Below are 17,904 nucleotides of genomic sequence, written 5' to 3' on the forward strand. Positions count from 1 at the left end.
CTCGTCTGGAAAGCAAGACGCGGGTCGACGCGCCCCATCAATTGGCGTAGACTCCCGCCCAATGACTGCGAAAGCAGTCTCGGGGCCGATTAGGATTCGACGCCGGTGATGAAACTTTAGGTGCATGCCGACTTGGTAACAGAAGTCGTAAATCCACTGTTGCAACTTTCTATAGTTGCCAATGACGAAAACTACGAGGGCTACGCTCTCGCTGCGTAAGCGGCGCGACTAGCTCTTCTGGTAGCTTCGGCTCCAGCAATCATCAGGGGATGCCTGTAAACCCGAAATGATTGTCATATAGAACAGGATCGTCGCCTAGTACGTTGTGGACGAAGCGACTAAAACTTACACAGCTCGCCCAAAGCACCCTGCCCGTCGGGTCGCTGAGGGTTAACTTAATAGACACGGCTAAGCATGTAGTACCGACAGCGGAGTACTGGCGGACGGGGGTTCAAATCCCCCCGGCTCCACCACTTCATCATCTAAAGACGTCCACGGACGTCTTTTTTTGTGCCTGAAATCCAGTGAATACGGGGGTTTCAGGGCTGCGGGAGGCTTTCCAGGTTTTCTGAGTTCCAGGCGGCTTGGTATTCCCAGTGGTATTCCCGGCTACCCGGCGCTAATCTTGGGAATACCAAAAGGTGTCATGGAGTACTTCTCATGTGCGCTCAAACTACCCGCCTCTCCGACCGCCAGCTCAAGGCGGTCAAACCGAAAGACAAGGATTACGTCCTCACGGATGGCGACGGGCTCCAGCTGCGAGTCAGGGTCAATCGCTCGATGCAGTGGAATTTCAACTACCGGCATCCCGTCACCAAGAATCGAATCAATATGGCACTCGGCTCTTATCCCGAGGTTTCTCTTGCGCAAGCAAGGAAGAAAACCGTTGAGGCCAGAGAGCTGCTTGCACAGGGCATCGACCCAAAAGCTCAGCGCAATGAGCTTCAGGAAGCCAAACGAGCGGAAACGGAACACACCTTCGAGAACGTGGCCACCGCATGGTTCGAGTTGAAAAAGGATTCCGTCACACCCGCGTATGCCGAAGACATCTGGCGTTCGCTCACGCTGCATGTATTTCCGAGCATGAAATCAACGCCGTTATCAGAGGTGAATGCCCCGATGGTCATCAAGCTGCTACGTCCGATTGAGGCAAAAGGCAGCCTCGAGACGGTTAAGCGAGTGAGCCAGCGCCTTAACGAGATCATGACCTACGGGGTCAACTCCGGAATGATCTTTGCCAATCCTCTCAGCGGCATTCGAGCGGTATTTAAGAAACCCAAGAAAGAAAATATGGCCGCGCTGCCACCTGATGAGCTTCCGGAGCTCATGATGGAAATCGCGAACGCCAGTATCAAGCGGACGACCCGCTGCCTGATCGAATGGCAACTGCACACGATGACCCGCCCTGCCGAGGCGGCCACCACTCGATGGGCAGACATCGACTTCGACAAACGCATTTGGACCATCCCTCCGGAGCGAATGAAAAAGCGTCGTCCGCATACAATTCCGCTGACCGAACATGCACTCTCGTTATTGGAGACGCTTAAGCACCATAGCGGCCACAGGGAATATGTGTTCCCGTCAGATAGAAACCCGCGCACCCACGCGAATAGCCAAACAGCCAACATGGCGTTGAAACGGATGGGCTTTCAGGACCGCTTGGTCAGCCACGGAATGCGTTCCATGGCCAGCACAATCCTGAACGAGCATGGATGGGATCCGGAGCTGATCGAAGTCGCGCTGGCGCATGTCGATAAAGACGAAGTTCGAAGCGCCTACAACCGGGCGGATTACATCGAACGCCGGCGTCCGATGATGGCCTGGTGGAGTGAACATATCCAAAAGGCAGCCACCGGCAGCCTCTCGGCATCCGCCATCAATCAAACCAGAGATCGCAACGTCGTACCGATTCGCTGAACATCCAAAAGGTACGCGCCACCGACTACGATCCGTGTCGTGCAGTAGGGCGAAAGGAGTGACGACAGTTGCCAGATCTCTGGTATGCCTGCGCCTCTTCAGCCAAGCTCCTGAGTATGGGAAGGCTCCGCATTCCCATACTCAGGAGCTCACGCTTAAAGGTCTATCAGGCAACCACGACTTTTGCCTTTCTGCGGCGGATCAACCCTGCTGTCAATTCGTAGTAGTAGACGGTAGCTGGAGCTGAGCATCGCAGGTAGTGTTCCAGAAACCATCTAACGTGTTTGTCCCTCCAGGACCAAGGAGTTGCGCAACTCCAGCGCTCACGAATCACCTCGTGCATCCTTTCTGCTTGCCTGATGTGCCGCTGCCGCGTGGCATGTGCACCTTTGAGCACGGGGCGCAGAAACAACGCTATGTCGAACTCGGCCGTCATCCCCGACCTCCGATGTAGGCACTCACCACATCGATGCGGTTATGTCCCAACTCATGGCTGATCTGCTTACGGGCTCGCTGATCGAGAGCTCGATCCTCTTGATGAACACGACCACCATTAACGGGTGCAGGAAAACCGATTAGTTGCTCATAGCGCTCACAGGCGTAAGCCGCCCGCAGCTCATGAAAACCTTTCAATCCATGCTCATGCAGGATGTCCCGTGCCGGTCGCACAACTGCCTGCATAAAGTCTTTGTAGCTTTCGCCGGGCGCCAACAAATTCCGACTGCCATTGGGTGAGGTCGCGCTGGCCCAATCTAGGGCATCGCGAACTTGATCCGTTACCGTAATCCAGCGCGGTGCCGAGGCCCCTGATCGACCACCTTTGGTGCCATCCTGGATGTTGATCTTGCCCAGTTGCCGAATCTCACGTTGCAGTCGGGGCAGATCGGCCAGGATCGCTTCGCGCAGGCGCATACCAGTCTCACGGGCGAGGAGCACAATGGCACTAACCCTCGATTGCTGACGATCTGACAGCGCCCGTGCGATCAACTTGACCTGCGCACGGTCTTGGCCATGCGGAACCTCACTACGCACGCTTGAGCGCTGCAAGCCCAGCGCCTTACTCGGACTCGGGATTTCGACGTACTGATCACCGCGCAGCGCGGCCATCGTTCGGTTTACGCTGGACAGTCGGTTCTGCGCGGTGGCAATGCCGACGTTGCCCTGATCAACCTGCTCCCGCAGGTGGACGGCGTACCGCATGAGGATCTCGCGGTCTATCTGGCGCGCGTCGTTGACCCTCGGTCCTTCATCGGATCGACACCAATGCACGAACGCCTGCCAGCGATCACTATGGGCTTTGACGGTAGCAAAATGGCCGTCGCCAAACAGGTCTTTCAGTGCCTGCGGTCCAGCATAGCTAAGCTGGCGACCGAAGCCGAAATTGCGCCCCGCTCGCTTACCGACCCGAGCCATTTTTCTGTTCCTGTTCGACTGCCGCGAGATCATGCAAAAGGGCTCGCCAGTGCGCACTTACAATCGCGAACTGAGCCCAATCGGTCGGGCGAAAACACAGCGTGTTGTCGGTGACGTAAAGATGCGCACCCTCCTCTTTCAACCATTGAATAATGGCTGTTGTAGAGGCGATAGCTTTATGGGTGGTGGCGACACTGGCGACAGCGGCGACAACCCTCGTCCTGCTTGGTTTTGAGCGTGGCGACAAAGTGGCGACAGTAGCGGCGACAAATCGCGCTTTGGGCTCCTTTTGACGCTGAGCCAGATGGTTGCGCAGCGCTTCATCAAGATTAAACATGGCGCACCTCGAAGGTGTGGCCGTCGGTGATCAGCCACTGATGATCAAGCAACTCGACCAGAAGCTTGGTGGCATGGCTACTGCTCTTACGGGCAAAGCGGGGACCGTTGCGATTCAGGTCTCGAATACTGAAGTGCTTCCAATCTTTGGCCTGCAGCCAGCGCAACAACCGGTCCGCCTCTTCCTTAACTCGACACACTGGCTCCTGCTCAGTCAGGCGCTGGATCTCGGTGAGGTAGTAGCCGACTAAAGCGGAGGCCCGTTGGATATGGTCGACCTCCACGACGCTGCTCTCCTCCACAACTGCAAGAATGCCGGCGATGCGCAGCAGGTTATCGGCGGCCTTTGATCCGCTGGGCCGTACGCTAGCCAGCTCGCCAAACTCCCCCAGCTGAGCTTCGATAGCATCATGCAAATCAATCCAGCGACGACGCGCCAGCGGACTGAGGCTCAGCTTTGATAGCTGCAAGGCTCCGTCAGCGGAAAGTGACCAAGGCTGATAAAACAGAGCCGAAAGGCGGTGATGATAGCGCTTGAGGGCGGCGTCTTTGGACAAGTCGACAGCCTGGTAGCTACGTTGCCCGGCTAGACTGGTGGGCCAGGTCATCAAGCAGCGCCCGAGAATGCCTTGCCCCTGCAGCAACGGGTCACTGAGTAACTGCATGGCCAAATACGGTTGCAGCATCAGGTGCAGGCTCAGGCGTCGGTCATAGGCTCTTAGGCTTTCGCCTGCCATAGAGCGAGCACGATCAATCGGGCTACCGTCCCAGAGTGACGACAAGGTCGTGACCGCTTTCAAACGGTTGTCCCGACTCATGGTGCTGCTGCCAAGGAATTGTCCGCCCTCGTCACAGAACAGCCCCATGCTCGGCAAATCATGGCAGAGCCCCTTGATCAGGGCCTCAATCGTCGGGTCTGTGGTGATCAGCCGAGGGGCCGAAGGCTCCGCTTCGAGCGGTACGCTGTTTGTGGGGGCGGGATCGGCAGGACTGATACGCTGCGCTTGTCGCTGTGCGGCACGGTACCGAAAGAGCTGCTCACGATAATGTTGCCACTGTTCACGCTCCCATTGGCGCGCTGGCAGCAGTGCGGATCGGTCTGCCGCGGTCTTGCGATCACCGGACGCAGCCACGGTGATCAGGTACAGCGACAGCGGATAATTTCTCCCATCGAGCTGTAAGCCCGCATGACCTTGAGTGGCCAGCGCCGAAGCAGCCAGCACCGATTGTGCAGCCAATGCCTGGGGCACGCCGATGACCTCGGCCATGCGCTCCACCGCAGGCCCAAGAATCCCACCCAGTGCCTGCACGGGATAAGGCTGGGGCACGGGGTTCGACTCAATCAACGGTCGAGGTGGTCGTGGTAGTTCAAGCTTCGGATCTAACTGCTGCATGGGCCCTCTCCTCGATCATTGCTAGTCGTCCTCACGTAGTCCCGCCACGGCTGTTGAGTGTTATCAGGGATCAAGGCCCCTGCGGCCTGTGAGGTGTTCACTGACGCGGAACGAACGGCTCCTTACAACCGGGAGCGAGGGCATGACCCCATGAATCTGGCCTCCTTAGTCGCATCCGAAGATGCGGGCGGGTGGAGGCTGTGCCGACTGACGAGTTCGGCACCTGGAGATCCTGAATAGGAGAAGGCAACGACATGGACACCTGGGGCATGCCTGACTGTCAGTCAGGTGCAGCCTTTCCATTGGCTGCGGCACCGGTGCCTGTGTCATTGCGGATGGCGACGAATCGGATTTGTCAGGTCGATTGTCACGAGGAGAGTTGCAGCAATGCCTTGTACGACGTGGCTTGCAGCAGTGGTACGAGCGCCCGTCTCTTTCTAAGAGAAAGAGACGGGCGCGGTCTGGCGCAGCGAAGTGTGCGAAGAGGTGAGGTTGCTGCAATGCAGCGAGGTAGGTCCATCGTCTGCCGCAGTAGGCAGATTGGTCGAGTAGGCATCCATCACTCTTGGAGAGTGACCGTGCGAGCCGCCGGACGCTAATCGCACTTGGGGAAGAACCACCACGCGAGTGGCGTAGCCTTAAAGGTTCTGGCTACCTGGGCAGGTGCTGTCAACGACAGCGATCCGTGCGCCAATTTTTATACCCACTCGAAAAGGCGGTCAAGCGTCACGGCCAATGTGCTTAGAAAGTGGCGACTGTCGCCACTTTTGTCGCCATGCTCCAGGCCACATTCTACGTGGGTTGTCGCCAGCGTCGCCGCTGTCGCCACTCCTACATCCATGCCCAACGAAAAGATCCGCACATACACTGAATGGCTCGCTCAATAGAAATCGCGGGGAATTACTGACAGGTGAAAGCAAGCGTGGCGTTAATCAAATTTGAAAATGAGAGGGTGGAAAGCGGCGGCTTCGAGAAAAAGCGAGTGAACCCTCCGATCGGCGCGATCAAAGATCGCTTGATCGGAGGGTTTGGCGGGAAAAGCAAATCTCGAACGTCAATTACAGGCTCAGGCATCAAAGCGGGTTGATTGGGAAGTGACGGCCTCACGTCGCATGATCAGCGTCTGCTGCAACCGCAACAAAAAACCTGCTTCAAATGCCTCTTGTGGATCACCTGGACGATGACGTTTTCGGTTCTGAGACAGCGCCCACCATAACGGTAATGATGAGCCCTCAAGCCAAGTCTCTGCGCAACGAACACCCTCCTTGATTACCGAAGCGAACTCATCGCCCCACGGGGTTTGGATCGCCGGAGCCCCCTCAGCGGAGGGGACAGAGACATACTCATGGATCTGTTGATGAACGCTTTGAGCTGGAATGCCAGTTAAATTCCGGAATGCCTTGTCGTACAACACGGCGGCGTCATCCAACAGCTCTACTGCCAGCTCAACGTCCTGCGGAAAATGAAGCAGAATACTCTGGGCTCCGTTAAGCCGGAGAGTGGCAGCCTGCCGCAGTCTAACCGCTGCATCTTCAGGGGTAAGTGATGAAGTATCGATGCGGTTGGGTTTGGGGAGGCCGATGAGAAGCGAAAGATCAAACATCGCGGAATCCTCCGAGATAGTTTGCAGGACAAAACAAACAGCCACGGTGGTGCACGAGCTTAAAAGGTGGGCATGCCATTTTCCTTATCTCCTTGGTTTGATTAAGGATTGCCATCCACCGTTCTGACGCGGCATAGGGTGGCAAACCGCACGGGGGTCAGAAACCGGAAACCAAGGAACCGGCCAGGCCGAAGCCTGCCCCGCACGGTTCGCCATAGAAAAGCAGCAGCTAGCACACGAAGCACTGGCTGTGCGGAATGGGAGAAACCGCGCCTTGGTTTTGATTCAGGTTCTGACGCCCGGTCGCGGGATTGACCGCGACGGAGCAAAGCGTAAATGTGAAGCTGCGACAACACAAGCACGAGTGTCAATAAGCGCCGCATCCGAATGAACGCGCCGAGCAGAAACTAATGCCCGCCGGTGTCTAGAAGTTCTAGCGGACCCAATACCACACAGCGTCTTTTCACTACCGAATCCGAGCACACTGATAGAATTTGTAACGCTATACCTGAAATCCTCTCGATAAACGGTATGAATAAAGATTTGATGGAAGAAGAAATGCGTCGGGCGCTATTCGGCGAGTCTGAGACCCCTGCATTAGTGATTAACTCACACGTGCAAGACACCGTTCCGGACGTCGTGATCGAGGAGCCGGTAAAGGCAGAGAAGAAAAAACTTTCAAAAGCCGTTACTCCCAGGCTGAAAGTAACACTGAGGGTGGGGAATGAATTCGAAGGCAAGATGCACGAAATCGTGCATGAGGCCGATACACTGAGCTCCCTAGTTGCGGAGCAAGAAGCCATAAGGGCTGCTAAGAAAAAATTTAGGTTTGTGGAAGTTGTATCGGTCAAGTCAATGTAAGTGACCCCGCTAACTTCCCGTTAAACCGAATTCCAACCAGCTTCTGTCGGTTGAATCCCTCAGCGGCAAGGACAGTAATCGGATCGCAGACAAGTTTTCACATTCGCACTCCGCTCAACGGCCCGATACCTAACTGAACGCTAGCCCTCCCCGCAACCCAGGGTAGCGACGGGCAGAAACCGGCCAGAGGTAGACGGTCAAATGTGTCTAAAGAGCGCGGGGCAATTTACCCGTTGATGGGTCGGCCAAACAGGGACACAAGGAGAAGGCAATTGAGCAAGAAGAAGAACAAGAAGTCGAATCGAGTGCCAGCCAAAAAGCCACACCTATCGGCCGAAATGCAGGAGGCGATGGCCGAACGGCGGAAGATATTTGACAACGCTTTCCAAGTCTCTTGTGGCCGGGTGCGCGAGGTTCTCACACGATTCCATCCGGGGGATGCCCTGATGGCCGTGAACGTCTCGGACCTCTGGCAGCCGAATCGTGCGAGCCAAGTCAAGCACCTACTTGCCTTTAGCCTATTGGTGTCTACGCCGAAAAATAGTTTCTCGCCCGCCCGCATGAACACTTATGAGGAGTTCTCAGAGTTGTGTGGCGCATTGATTGAGGCTTTGCCGGATGTTCCCATGCTGGAGGATTACGTGCCGGAGGAGGACTGGGGTGAGGTAAAGGTTCTCCTCGGACAGGAGGCGGTTGCTATCCTGCACGGAGGTCCAGTGCAGCGCGTCGTCGACCATATTGAAGCATTCCGCATCTGCCACGGGAATGGTACTCAGGCCGAAGCCGATCTGGAAAGTGCGATCCGGCTACAGGATGAATTCCTTAAACTGATTCCAAGGAATGGTGGCGATCAAACAGACGAACCCACTCCCGGACACGTTGAGGTGCCGCCCGCGTCTTTTTGGGAAGTCGTCATTCCGGCGTTGAAGCAGTTGTCAGACAGAGAGTTTCAGGGTCGATACGTCGTGGAGTTGGGACAACCTGCCTCCTGGAAGGACGCAAGCGGTTTCGGCGATGCGGTGATGACCGGCACAGTGCTACCTTGGTTGGCGGTCAGTATCGACGGTACGCACCGCGCAATGTCCCTGCGCAACACGGTAACGGTCGTGATCGATTCATGGGCCAAGGTTGCGCAGGATGCTCCGGCCCGGGTCGCTGCGCGATTGGGGGCCTATCTAGCCAAGCGAATCAAGAGCCTATGCCTCACCGGTCCGTTGCTGCTGCGGTCTCGCGGTGAGCGCGTGCCGCTACCCATCGCGGCCGTCCTCACCGACGGGCCACACAACTTTTTAGTGGTGCCCGTGCCGCCTGGCCAACTGCCACAGATCGGCAAGGCAGTGGCCGCTATGCGCCGTGTCATGCGGGATAGGGACTGGGGCCTCCAGATCGTCGGAACCTCCGAAGGTTTCCGACTTTGCGATGCGCAAGGTGCAATACATGGTCCGACGACCGTGAAAGTCTTACTAGTGAGCACCCACGTTTCCACTGGGCCCTCGATGATCAAGCCACCGAGTGCTGACGCTCAACTGATGTCCCTAGTGGATGCGTGTACGATTTTTGATTCGGTTGAGTCGGTGGAAGAACTGGCGCGGTTCTGGATCTACGTTGATGGCTTGAAAGCGTTTGGTGGCAGTGCACTTAGCGACTTGGGTGATCTGTTCGGATCTTTCCGTGACGCCCATGCCCAGATAATCGAGGGCGCGTTGGTCCCGAACTTTCTGAGCTTGGACCCACATTGGGGCGCTTCGTGGCGTTACGAAAAACTCAAAAAGTTCTGGAAGCAAGCGCCACTTTTCTTTCCCGATGAGGACAGTGCTTGGGAGACACATGAACGCAAGGGAGTGAGTTCGCTGACACTCCTAACTGCCAGAAATGCTCCCAAACTCGCATGGTCGTCGGTGATCGGAACAACCACCCTGCATTTTATCCTTGATGTTGATGCCGTTGGCCTGGAGCCGCAGGACGGATCGCTGCTTGAACTTTTTGTGCATTGCGCAGCAGATAGCATCGCCGAACGTGAGTCGATTATTGCTCCGTTCCTGCAACTTCCCTTGCGACGGATCAATCTGCATTGCTTCAGCGCTAACGACCTGTTGGCCTCCGTAGAGGATGAACAGATTCAACGGGCAGTGGCTATGCCACTCATCACGGACTGGGAGGAAATTCCGGGTGCGGGAGTATCCAGCTACCAAGCGCGTCTCACTGTTAATTTAGCGAAGCTGGTGCAAGACCTGGAAGATGCAGAAGATGCGCGTTTCGAGGTCTCATGTGCAGTGGCGGTTGTAGAGTACCTATTCACATTACTGGGTAGGCCTATGCCGTCAGAACTACGCCAAGCGCTGGCGGGCACAGCCGGTCGTCCGCCACGTTTTACCCTAAACCACATGCAACGCGTGGTGGATGTACCGGACTTCACTCGGCCACAAGTGCCAAGGACTGAAGATTACAAAGTAGCTCGGCGTGATCTTGCTATCTTGCTGAAAGCGCAAGGTGTTACCCCGGGAACTTACACGCTTGATGCCGCCAAAGCGCTGATCAATCCGGCCCGATCTGCTTATCGGGACGCTGTACACCAGCGCATTCGCACGTTAGATCGCGAAAGCTTATTGCGCTACTGTGTTGAGCAATACGACGCCTTAATCGCTTCGTATGACCGCGACGAACTCAGAGTCACGCAGAGCCTTCGCCATGAGGTTGACTTTGACCGGGAGGAAACTCTAGCCGAGGCTCATGGGAAGTTCGTCCGCGAAAGCAGAAATTACCGATACCTACTGGAGAGCGCGCTAGTTTTGACCTCTCCCCAAGCTTCTCCCGTACGTGCCGAAACGGTCCTTTCCATTCAGGCTATGGTCGACTGGCTCTTTGTTCTATACGGCGCGAGCGATGTCCTACACCATGGTATTGACGTAGGCGGTCTGCGAGTGGGCGACCAGTACGTCCCGGAAGTGTTCTACTCAGAAGAGCGTAACTCGCAGGAAGAAGTGTTTGGGCTGGAGATGGCAGCCCTGCGGTTGGGTATCAACGTCGCGGAGGAAGATAAGGTCACGACGGAGCTATCGACGCAAGCGTACATGGAGCTCTTAGACGCGGCCTTCGCGAAAGACCTTCGATTCACATACTCACATATGCTGCAGGTACTCTCGACACTCATACAGTGGGTGTCAGGCGGCGGCGCGCAAGAGCTTGCTTGTGGTTATATCTGCGACCGGCAAGTTATGGCGGAGCAGATAGTGGACATCTATCCAGAAATGCCTTTGGAAATTGCGCTGAAGGTAATTGAGTTCCTGCTGCTCACGCCCGACCAAGCCTGGCGTCTTATAGGCAGGGATGTCACTGAAGACGATGTTCCGGTCTGGGAGCACTCCAAGCGTGGTAGCCGCCACACAATTCGCCCACTCATTGAACTGCCTGGCGGCCTAGTGTTATGGGGGGCGGCGGCAGTGGCGCGGACAAGACGCATCTGGGCAGGATCAATCTCGGCAGGCTATCTGCCGGCCGATTACCCCTGGCCGGCTGTACGTGCGGCGGTCGGCCAACTCAAGAAAGAACTTGAAAATGGTCTGGAGAACCGTGCGCATGAAGTTTGTACTCGTGCCATGCCCTACGCGATCAAGGGCGTAGACTTTAAGTACCGCTTTCCGAAGCACCAATTTCCGGATGTGGGGGATTTCGACGTACTAGCGTATCGGCCGGAGGAGAATCAATGGCTGACCGTGGAGTGCAAGTACAACCAACCGGCGTTCTGCCTAAAGGACACACGACGACTGCGGGATCGGATTTTTGGGCGCGGCAGCGATTCTGGCCAACTGGGGAAAATCGAAAAGCGGCGCAACTTCCTAGCTCAGAACAAGGACGTGCTGCGGGCATTACTTGGGTGGCCTGAGCCTGCGGACAAGCCGTTCTCAGTGACGGAGTTGTACGTCTCTAAGGACATGCATTTTTGGTTGAGGTTTCCTCCGTATGAGGTACCTACGCGTTTTGTACAAATTGACACCTTGGATGCATGGCTCAGCTCTGATCGTTTTCCGTATGGTGTCGCCGATATTGAATCGGCGGATCTCATAACCAGCCATACCTGAAGGGCGGGACTTACGTCGTGCCTCTAGCGATCACCGAGGCTCAATAGAAGGGTCTCGCTAGTGCCCACTCTGGTTCTGGGTGATCAGTGCCATCCAGAATTCACCCCACAGGACACCTAGGTTGTTCGGATTGCGTTTCTGGTCCCTTTGCTCAAGCATCCCGACGAGAGCGAATAGCTGTAGTCGATGCTATATGAGCTGGAAACGGCATTAGCATGCGTGCTCAACCGAAGGCCTACTTCTATCCGGTAGAAACTGCTCGCACCTGACTGCTTTGGCCCAGACCGTGTCAAAAAAGCATGTACCATTTTGAAGTCGACTGAAAGATGCCTTTGCTGCGTTATGCGCGTAATGCCTATCAGTTAGGTAAAGGCACCGAGATGAGTGGTGATAGCTGTTTCAGCGAGAAAATGAGTGCGCTATTCAAAAGTAGATGGAATAGGAATAAGCGTCCGCGGGGTTGTCCTATCGAAAGAGATGGTGCTCCACATTAATAGTATGCGGGCGTCCGGTATGAGGTGTGACCCCTAGCCTGTCCTGACAGGTAGGGCAAGCATTTTTAGCTCATCTATTCCGTCGCCCCTATCCTTGGGCAACTGATCAACGCTAGCTACGAAAGCCTCTATAGAAGAGTCATGGTGCAACACAGTGGCATTAGGCCTCTACATTTTTTATCCATTCTGATAGGGTATCTGTTCTCAGACCAACTCAATGGAACTGGTTATGGACTCTGTGAAAGAAAACTTTCTTAGTTTATATGAAATTGACGAACACCCTCTAAGCTCCCCACATGACCTCTCCGGCCGACCAAGCATTTATAGCGCTGAAAAAAATGGCGAACTTTTTTTAATAAAACATTGGAAAAGATCGAAACAGATACAAGACAACGAAGTTGAAGCAATTTGGCTACATGAGCTTCGCCAACTTCATAGATTAAAAGGGTACCCCGGTGCCGAGGATCTAATTGCAACATTGGTTGAGCACGGACGGGACACTAACGGCTTCTACTTAGTACTGGACGCACAAGAAAGAATTCCATTATCACAAATATTAAACAACAGAATACTGCTACGTAGACCACACTGGGTAAAAAAACTAAAGCAGCCTTCATCCAGATCAATATTCTGGAAAAACATAATTAGAATATCTGATGCCATCGACATATTGCATACACAAGGTTTGCTCCATCGCCAACTTGATGAAGAAGCAATCTTAACTAGCTCCACCTTGCACCATGACGGAAGAGACTTTCAACTTACCGGCTTTGAGTGGTCAATGCGGGTACCAGGGCTAGTAAATTCTTCAACTGAAAAAATACAAAACTCATCCGAAAAAGCAATCCACTCCTTTAGTAACGACTGGAAGGATCTAGGCAAAGTCATTTCCAGAATACTTAATATAGATTATGACAAGCTAAATGACGCTCGAATACCAGCCAGAGAAATATCTGAGCAATCATGCTTAATGCTGATCGAGATTACCTTTATCAGAAAGCTATTAGGTATAATACCTTTTCGACCCAACTCAAACTTTGAAAATCTAGACGGGAATTTTGTAAAAAATACCGTCATTGAAATAATAGATGCACTGGAAAAAAACGCTTCACGATCATCAAACCCTTTCAAATTAGCTTTGAAAATTTCAGAAAACCCGGACGCAGCAAAAAACAAAAACAGTGTAACGTCGAAAATCCAAGACATATACAAATTAAAATACGGAATCACATTAGACAAAACCAATACAACAGAACTAAAAAAATTTGTCGAAGATGATATACGAGACTCCTCACAAATCTTAAAAGTTTCGACCCCAGACAAACCAGAACCTACTTTTTACTTAAAAGGAAGCCAGTTATTTTACCAACTGGAAGCCTTTAAGCCCGATAGATATAGTGACGAGTCAACGTGGGAGTTTGCTGTATGTTATCATGCGCACACTGACTTACCAAAAAGATCAAATAAAAACCTAAAATCCTTGCCACTAGGCAGCAACAAAATTACTATAATTTCAATAAAAGAGTCATATCAGCAATATCGCGATGGGAAAGCAAGCGAAGAGGAAAACTCCTGGGTCAGTGTATTCAATAAGTTTGAAAATCAGGAAACACTAAAAAGTCTGGAGCAACAAGACCTCATCAATGGCTTCATTGCTTGCCACCTTACAGAGGTAGCATATGCAAGAGCTGATATTTTCCCAATAGAGATAATCAGAGCGGAAGCCGATGGGGAAAACTGGCTGATTCATATATGCAGTAAATTTGCGGAAGAGGTTGAGCGATTAACGAAATCCCTGAACCTTGAACCGCCTGCAACTCGTCTCGAAAAAATATTAAAACGAGACGAGAGTGAATTGGAGACACTGATCTGGAGTTTGGCTAGCGGAAATGTTTTCGGTAAAGAGGAAGAGGAAACCATACTAACATTCACTGACTCCTATATCAGCGAAGACGGCACGACTACCTACACCTTCACCTCTCGAACTCAATTACCCTATCAACCTAACTACTACATTGCACCGAACTCGCTACAAGGCACCCTTCGTCAGCTGAGCAGAAGGACTAGAGCATTAGAAACTTTAGCCTGCCATTCCGAACTGCTAGACGTTTTGATCACACCTCAAAAACATGCAACCCATCTTAACCCCACTCTCCCCAATCCAGAACTAATGCAGGAGTTGGACGAATCCAAGCAGAGTGCTTTCAACAAAATCCTTTCAACACTCCCTCTTTATTTAGTTCAAGGCCCACCCGGGGTCGGAAAAACCTTTCTCGTTTCTACTTTAGTAAAACAACAGTTTGAACACGAAGCAGATAGTAGACTATTGCTAACCGCACAAAGCCATTCGACTGTACAGCATCTCTACCATGAAGTTTGCAAATCATTAAAAAAAGAAGACGACGAAGAATTCATTGTAATACGTTGTAGCAAACAGGACAAAAACGATGAAACCTCAATAATTGACGCCGATGAGAAATCGAAAAACTTTCTAAAAAAATTTATGAACAGTTCGATCTACCTCAATTCAGATTCAGCCGACATAAAGTCCGAAGTTCGTCAAATGTTTAGCGGTCAAATTTACAAGCGCTATCCGCTAATAAATCAGTTGCTTCGCTGCGCAAATATGGTCTTTTCAACAACTAACTCCGAACAAGTAGAGCGAATGATTCATGATAGAGCCCAGTTCGATTGGACAATCATGGAGGAGACCGGAAAAGTCACCGGACTAGAACTCATAAGTCCATTATTGCTTTCTCATCGACGCTTGATGATTGGAGACCATAAGCAGCTTCCCCCATATAGATCTAATGAAATCACTGCCATTCTTTCTGACCCTCTAAAATTGAAGTCTATATTACGAGATAGCGAGTACATTTTGCATCCCAAGGTTCGGGGTTCTATAGCGAAGTCTTTTCTCGACGATATGGACTTCTCCAACGAAAGCATTACAAAAATAGGTAGATCAGCATCTAGATATTTTATGTTATTCCAAAGTCTTGTAGAAGACGAAATATTAGAAAAAGAATTCCATAAAAAGAGATACGGCTCTGAAAATGGGAGAGTTGCCATAGGAAGCATGCTCGAATTCCAACACCGAATGCACCCGGATATAGCTCAGCTAATCTCTCGAGTTTTTTACAAAGGAAAACTAAAAACCAACCCGGACAGGGAAAAGCATTACACTGAATCAAAGGAGCCACTACCATTCCTGTTTAACGAGTCTAAAAAACTGTCAGATTCAGCACCGTTGACTTGGATTGACATGCCTGATATTCAAACAACAAAACACATGAAACAAACCGAGCAACTCCCCCGCTGGCATAACGCTGAAGAAAGAAATATCATTTCTTCCATATTGAAATTACTAACCCCCAATCCTGACTCTAAATCACCAGCCAAAATTGCAATCCTTTCCCCGTACTCTGAACAGGTTGGCAGAATATCAAGGACAATTTACACACAGGGTAATTTAAAAACAGCCTTCTCTCATCTCGTAGGTTTCAAACCATCAGATGATCATTCTGATTTCTGTAGCACCGTTGATGCTTTTCAGGGGAGCGAAGCAGATATCGTAATTGTCTCTCTTGTCAGAAATAACGGAAATGCCACCCTGAGAGGCGCTCTAGGCTTCCTAGCAGATGAGCGGCGAATGAATGTCTTACTTAGCAGGGCCCGCTACAAGCTTATTATTGTTGGATCGTACAGCTTATTGAAGGCTTGGGGTGGGGACTACAACAAATACAACTCACAAGATGATCTAACTAATATCAAGGATTTTTTACCACGCCTCGTAGCAAACCTTGAGTACCTGAGGAAGAGCGGAAAGCTAAGCCTGATTAAATGTTCAGACATAACCACCAGCAAAGCCACCTCCCCATTATAACCGCCAAAAAACTCAATATTTCAGCAAGGATGACTGTCAAACATGAATCAACGTCCAACTGTGTATATCGTCGTACCTTTTCACCATGAACAACAAAGGTTCAAAATATTAAAAGGGCAACGCTGGGGAGCGATTGACCATCTATTGCTACAAGAAATTGTGAAATTCGATACATCAGCCGATCAATTATCAAAATCATCGTGCCTTCCCAAAAGGTTGATCATTGAAATATTAATCCCACTCATGAAAGCCGGTTGGCTAGAACTCATAAATACCGATTCAGAATACTTATTTAGAGCAACTGATCGAGGTGCAGCGGTTGCAAAATTAGAACAACTCCCATTAGATAAAGAACCCGTAATTTCAACTAGGCAGTATATAATTGATCCCAGCACTGGTGATTGCTACCGCACAGGGCATAGGCAGCAAACATTTCAGCTATACAGCAAAAAAAGAATCGACGATTTAATTCAATCAAAAGATAGCCCTATTGTAATTCTAGAATTTAAAACCATGATTACGGAGGCAAGTTACAGCGATATTTTTAACTGTGTATCAGATCGTGACGAAGAAATTATCGCGATAGACGATTCCTATATCCGAATCTCCCGAGACCATACTAAGTATGCACTAATCTCGGTAGATGATTCTGACAAAATAGGAAACGCTCCTCCAAACATATCATCAGAACTATGTGAACAAATCATCAAATCCGCACATAAAAAACTAGAGCTACTCACAGCCATTCACCAAAGCGGCAAGCAGGCCAGCACATATACCCTCCAAGGAAAGAACAGGAGTAAAGGTTACACAACACATATATTAAAAGAAGACGAATACGAGCTTGTTCTTGGAGCTGACAAACATAAATCCGCACTTAACGAGGCGTTAACTGAAGCCAAAACCAGATTGATAATTCACTCCACATTCATCAATACAAACAATTTGAGTTCTATATCTAATTCTATTTTCACTTTAGCGAGACGCTCTGTGAAAATTGACATTCTATGGGGTCAAGTTGAGCCGACTGAGGAAGGTGCTCTAAAATCATACCAAGCAACTAGAGAATGCCTTTCTAATTTAATAGAGCAAATTTATCTGGAAGGCTTGGATACATTAATCAACATTCACTTAGAACCTACTGAATCACATTCAAAATTTATCATATACGACAAAGATCCTGAAGTATATATTGCACTGCTTGGCTCCTGCAATTGGTTAAATAGCAACTTCAATCTCTTCGAGGCATCGGTAAAGCTTTCCAACCAAAATATTGTGGCGGAAGTCGTGAAAATATCTAGTGATTTGGCACGCGGCACATCGAAAGTATCTAACTTATTCAGTAGAGAGCTTTCGCTACTCGCTAATTCTCTAAAGCATGATACTACGGACACTTCTCATTCTATCGCCCCCAGTGCATCAGCGCGCTTAGTACTGAAAAACGACCATTATGACCTCGTTAGAAAAGCAAGAGACAGTGCCGGAAAGGATATTTTTATATGCAGCCATCAATTTAGCCACATAGCAAAAAGACCAATTATCTCGCCAATCATTACATCCACCAACAGCAATCGAACAATTGAAGCCAATATATTTTATAGTAAGTTATGCGGTGGGTTAGGAGACGATGGTGTAAAAGCAATATCAAACGCAACCAAAGAACTAAACATAAAAATCAGTAAAATATCTAATCCCGTGGCACATGCTAAAATCTTAACATGGGATGATGACAATGCCGTAATTACAAGTTTAAACTGGCTTTCTGCATCGGCATACGGAGACGATCTTGACGAAATTGGAATTCACATTGAGAGTCCAGGCGTCGCCAAGGAAATAAAAGATGAGTTCTACAAAGCTCATTTAGAACAAAAAACCTTTAGCGCACTAAATCCTCAAAACATCTGACACTTTATCAATTAAG

10 protein-coding genes and 1 other RNA gene are annotated in these 17,904 nt (G+C 50.8%); 6 read left to right on the forward strand and 5 right to left on the reverse strand.

Going from position 1 to position 17,904, the window contains the following annotated elements; all coding sequences use genetic code 11:
• The first annotated feature begins 81 nt into the window (after nucleotides 1-81).
• Both ssrA and Q6A51_RS16495 read left to right on the forward strand, forming a co-directional pair.
• Nucleotides 82-473: a transfer-messenger RNA gene (gene ssrA, locus Q6A51_RS16490) on the forward strand.
• 187 nt (nucleotides 474-660) lie between these two features.
• The gene (locus tag Q6A51_RS16495) at nucleotides 661-1,917 is read left to right on the forward strand and encodes an integrase domain-containing protein (protein ID WP_079444712.1); all 1,257 of its coding nucleotides are present in this window, start codon (nucleotides 661-663) and stop codon (nucleotides 1,915-1,917) included.
• A 166-nt stretch (nucleotides 1,918-2,083) separates the two neighbouring features.
• Here Q6A51_RS16495 and Q6A51_RS16500 read toward each other — a convergent pair whose 3' ends face one another.
• From Q6A51_RS16500 to Q6A51_RS16520, 5 genes are all read right to left on the reverse strand, one after another.
• Nucleotides 2,084-2,353 (reverse strand): hypothetical protein, encoded by a 270-nt coding sequence (locus tag Q6A51_RS16500; RefSeq protein ID WP_304575282.1) that lies wholly within the window; start codon nucleotides 2,351-2,353, stop codon nucleotides 2,084-2,086.
• Nucleotides 2,350-3,330 carry an integrase domain-containing protein gene (locus Q6A51_RS16505; RefSeq protein ID WP_304575283.1) on the reverse strand — a complete coding sequence of 327 codons (981 nt, stop codon included), beginning with the start codon at nucleotides 3,328-3,330 and terminating at the stop codon, nucleotides 2,350-2,352. The genes Q6A51_RS16500 and Q6A51_RS16505 overlap by 4 nt, the downstream gene beginning before the upstream one ends.
• On the reverse strand, nucleotides 3,314-3,667 hold the full coding sequence (locus Q6A51_RS16510) for a hypothetical protein (protein ID WP_304575284.1): 354 nt from the start codon (nucleotides 3,665-3,667) through the stop codon (nucleotides 3,314-3,316). The genes Q6A51_RS16505 and Q6A51_RS16510 overlap by 17 nt, the downstream gene beginning before the upstream one ends.
• A complete protein-coding gene (locus Q6A51_RS16515) occupies nucleotides 3,660-5,060 on the reverse strand; it encodes a YfjI family protein (protein ID WP_304575285.1) in 1,401 nt (466 codons plus the stop codon). Before Q6A51_RS16515 ends, Q6A51_RS16510 begins: the two co-directional genes overlap by 8 nt.
• 1,066 nt (nucleotides 5,061-6,126) lie before the next feature.
• The gene (locus Q6A51_RS16520; protein WP_304575286.1) at nucleotides 6,127-6,663 is read right to left on the reverse strand and encodes a LasR-specific antiactivator QslA; all 537 of its coding nucleotides are present in this window, start codon (nucleotides 6,661-6,663) and stop codon (nucleotides 6,127-6,129) included.
• A 531-nt stretch (nucleotides 6,664-7,194) separates the two neighbouring features.
• Here Q6A51_RS16520 and Q6A51_RS16525 point away from each other — a divergent pair.
• From Q6A51_RS16525 to Q6A51_RS16540, 4 genes are all read left to right on the forward strand, one after another.
• A complete protein-coding gene (locus Q6A51_RS16525) occupies nucleotides 7,195-7,524 on the forward strand; it encodes a hypothetical protein (protein WP_304575287.1) in 330 nt (109 codons plus the stop codon).
• A gap of 272 nt (nucleotides 7,525-7,796) precedes the next feature.
• A complete protein-coding gene (locus tag Q6A51_RS16530; RefSeq protein WP_304575288.1) occupies nucleotides 7,797-11,603 on the forward strand; it encodes a hypothetical protein in 3,807 nt (1,268 codons plus the stop codon).
• A 723-nt stretch (nucleotides 11,604-12,326) separates the two neighbouring features.
• Nucleotides 12,327-15,983 carry an AAA domain-containing protein gene (locus tag Q6A51_RS16535; protein ID WP_304575289.1) on the forward strand — a complete coding sequence of 1,219 codons (3,657 nt, stop codon included), beginning with the start codon at nucleotides 12,327-12,329 and terminating at the stop codon, nucleotides 15,981-15,983.
• A gap of 42 nt (nucleotides 15,984-16,025) precedes the next feature.
• Nucleotides 16,026-17,888, forward strand: coding sequence for a phospholipase D-like domain-containing protein (locus Q6A51_RS16540; RefSeq protein ID WP_304575290.1), 1,863 nt, complete (start codon nucleotides 16,026-16,028; stop codon nucleotides 17,886-17,888).
• Nucleotides 17,889-17,904: the final 16 nt, after the last annotated feature.

The sequence above is a fragment of the Pseudomonas serbiensis genome (assembly GCF_030580745.1).
Lineage (GTDB): Bacteria > Pseudomonadota > Gammaproteobacteria > Pseudomonadales > Pseudomonadaceae > Aquipseudomonas > Aquipseudomonas serbiensis.